Here is a 3,385-nt window from a genome sequence, read left to right on the forward strand (position 1 = left end):
CAATTAGTGTTCGGCTCAATCCAGATGGCAAATTGAACAAGGTTACAGGTACCAGTTTTGCAGCGCCTCAAGTTACAGCTACTGTTGCTCTGTTGCAAGAATTTGCTGACCGACAGATACGGAGAAAACAACCCCATTGGAGCATTGATTCTCGGCATCATCAAGTAATGAAAGCTGTATTGCTAAATTCGGCAGACAAAATCCTAGATAGCGGTGATGGCTTGCGGTTGGGAATGAGCCGAACACTAATTGATAAACAAAATCAAAACTGGCTAGATTCTGATGCTTATAAAGATCCCAAAATTCCCTTGGATGCCGAAATGGGAGCGGGTCATTTAAATGTATTTCGCGCTTATCAGCAATTTAGTAGTGGTCAATGGCAGCCATCAGGGGCTGTACCTGCTATTGGTTGGGATTATCGCACAGTCAATGCTGGAGCGTCTGTTGACTATATATTAGCAAAACCGTTAAAGCAGGGGAGTTTTGTTGCTATTACTCTGAGTTGGGATCGATTGGTAGAACTCAACGATAAAAATAAAAACCAGCAATATGATGTAGGCGAAAACTTCCGCGATCGCGGTTTGAATAATCTCGACCTATACTTAGTAAAAGCTAATGCTCAAAATTCAGATGCTGATGCTGTTTGCTCCTCAATCAGCCAAATCGATAGTGTAGAACATATTTTTTGCCCCGTTGCTGCTACTGGCAATTACAAAATCCGCGTCCAGTTTCGTCAAAAGTTAAATGAAGTGACTCAACCCTATAGTTTAGCTTGGTGGAGTGTACCTATCAATTAAATCAGTGAACAGTGAACAGTGAACAGTTATCACAGTAACTCTCTCGGGGATTTGACCCCCACTGAAACCTATTACTTGTTAGAAGTGGGGGACTCTGACGAATCGGATAAATACATTATTCAACTGATAACTGATAACTGTTGAAATAGGGTAGCACAGCCGTGTGTTTCTACAAAAGCTTGGTATTTCGTGAACTGAAAAGCGTGATTTTATCTTTAAAAACCAAGAGCGCTGATTATTTTGTGATTAAGTAGTCTACAATACTTTTATAGATAAATAGGAAAATTCCTAAGAATCGATATTTTTCATAATTCGTCTGCATCGCCGCCTCAATTAGGAATTAGCAACTCTAATAATTTGTGTTTAATTCCTCTGAGCTAATAACTCGCTGTTACAGAAACTGTAACAGTCCCATTTTTCTGTTGGAGCAAATGCAATAGTTAATCATTGACACAGTTTCTGCGTCAACCATGAGCACAGATCGGGAATCTTTGGCAAGTGAGGTGGTAAAATGAATCCGCAGAAATATAGTAGTATGAGAGAAAATTTCATGCAAAGACGTTACGGTGTTAGTCTGGGCAGACGCTATGCTATGGCAGCCGCAAGTGTTGTTCTATGCAGTGTATTAGGGTATTCTCAAGTCGAGAGTAATAAAAGTGCCATTGCCCAATCTGGTTTACCTCAGCCAGAAACTCCATTGCAAAAAAAAACACTCAAGACTGATACCAAAATTGTTGAGTCTAGCAATAAGTTTGGCTTCAAACTGTTTTCAGAACTTCTGAAAACAGATCGGGATCAGAAGAATGTTTTTATCTCACCTTCGAGTGTTGCGATCGCTTTAGCTATGACCTACAACAACGCTAGCGGCACGACTCAACTAGCGATCGCAAAAACTCTGGAATTACAGGGGCTGAATCTACCAGAAATCAACTCTTCTTACAGAGCGGCATTAAAGCAGCTTTTAGACAATTCTGATCCAAAAGTGCAACTGAAGATTGCTAACTCACTTTGGGCAAATCAAAATTTTCGCTTTCAGCCAGACTTTCTCCAAAGAATACAGTATTTCTATCAAGCTAAGGTCAGCAATTTAAATTTTCAAGATCCGGCAGCACCTAATATTATGAATAACTGGGTAAAAGAGAATACTAATGGGAAAATCGATAAGATAATTGAAAAAATTGATCCAAGTCAGGTGTTGTTTTTAATTAATGCCATATATTTCAAAGGAAAATGGAGCCAAGAATTTGATAAAAGTCAAACTGCTCAATATCCTTTTTATACCACATCTGGCAAGCTAAAACAACACCCGATGATGTCACAAAATGGTGACTATAGATACTATGAAAGCAAACAGTTTCAGGCAGTTAGTTTACCTTACGGCAAAGATGGTAAATTCAGCTTTTATATTTTCCTGCCGAAACAGAACTCTAACCTGAAAGCCTTCTATCAAAACTTGAATGTTGAGAACTGGGATAAATGGATGACTCAGTTCAGCAAACAAAAAGGGTTTATTCGCTTACCGCGCTTTAAAAGTGAGTATGATGTTACTCTCAATGATGCTTTAAAAACTTTAGGTATGGAGGAGGCTTTCAGCAACAAAGCCAATTTTTCCGGCATGGGTAAAAATCTCAAGATTAGCGAAGTTAAGCATAAAACTTTTGTTGAAGTGAACGAAGAAGGCACAGAAGCGGCTGCGGTTACTTCAGTGGGTATAGTATTAACATCTTTGAGACAGGAACCAGAACCATTCCGAATGATTGTTGACCGTCCCTTCTTCTATGCCATTAGGGATAATCAGACGGGAAGGGTTTTGTTTATGGGTTCCATCATTGACCCACAATGAGGAGGCAGGAGGCAGGAGGTGTAAAATTATCTAGTTTCTTCCAACTTCCTACTTCAAACTTCTAAATCATGAGCTATAGAGAGCAATTTATATGGCAGCGCAAAGTCAAGCTTGCCATTAACTGCTATCGACTTATACCAATTCTCTGTGAGGCTGCACATTATTTTGACCCCTCCCAACCTCCCCGATGCTTTGGGGAGGTGCCGCAGGCGGTGGGGTTCTTTCTATGCATCTTCAGAATGAAGTCCATTTTTTACAAAGTTATTCTCTCGTTACAATACTTTTTCATGCCCTATTTAATTTGTTAAAGACTTTAAAGATAATCATAATCAAATAGAGGGGGAGTAGGCGAGCCTCCCTCGTTTACTCCCCCTCTCCCTACACACGATTATCGTTCTGATTAAGGCTATCTTGAGTATTTTAACTGATTGACAAAAGGCACTTTATCTTAACCTATCACCGATGTTACCGGGGTAGCTTCTTTCAAGTATTTGGGTGACATCAGCACCGCTTCGCTAACAGTCACAGGACTTACGCAAAAATCGCCGAAAGGCTTAATTTATCGAACCGCCAAGACGCCAAGAACGCCAAGAATTCGTAGAGCGTGCGTAAGTCCTAAGTCAGTAATAATTTATTCGTAAAGCTTAATATTAGAGAAACTAATTATTAGCTATTCATGATATTATGCTTTTCAGTATCACTAATCTCGATAAAATCTTATTTCATCCTCAAATACCGACATGAC

At 39.6% G+C, this 3,385-nt stretch carries 2 protein-coding genes; both read left to right on the forward strand.

Features of this window, described 5'->3' with window-relative positions; all coding sequences use genetic code 11:
* Positions 1-797 (forward strand): S8 family serine peptidase (locus tag LC574_RS32205; RefSeq protein WP_229457664.1); only part of this gene is annotated, 797 nt, incomplete at its 5' end.
* A gap of 511 nt (positions 798-1,308) precedes the next feature.
* Complete coding sequence (locus LC574_RS32210) at positions 1,309-2,640, forward strand: serpin family protein (protein ID WP_229457665.1); 1,332 nt, start codon at positions 1,309-1,311, stop codon at positions 2,638-2,640.
* The last annotated feature ends 745 nt before the right edge of the window (positions 2,641-3,385 follow it).

The organism is Nostoc sp. CHAB 5715 (genome assembly GCF_020829685.1).
GTDB lineage: Bacteria > Cyanobacteriota > Cyanobacteriia > Cyanobacteriales > Nostocaceae > Nostoc.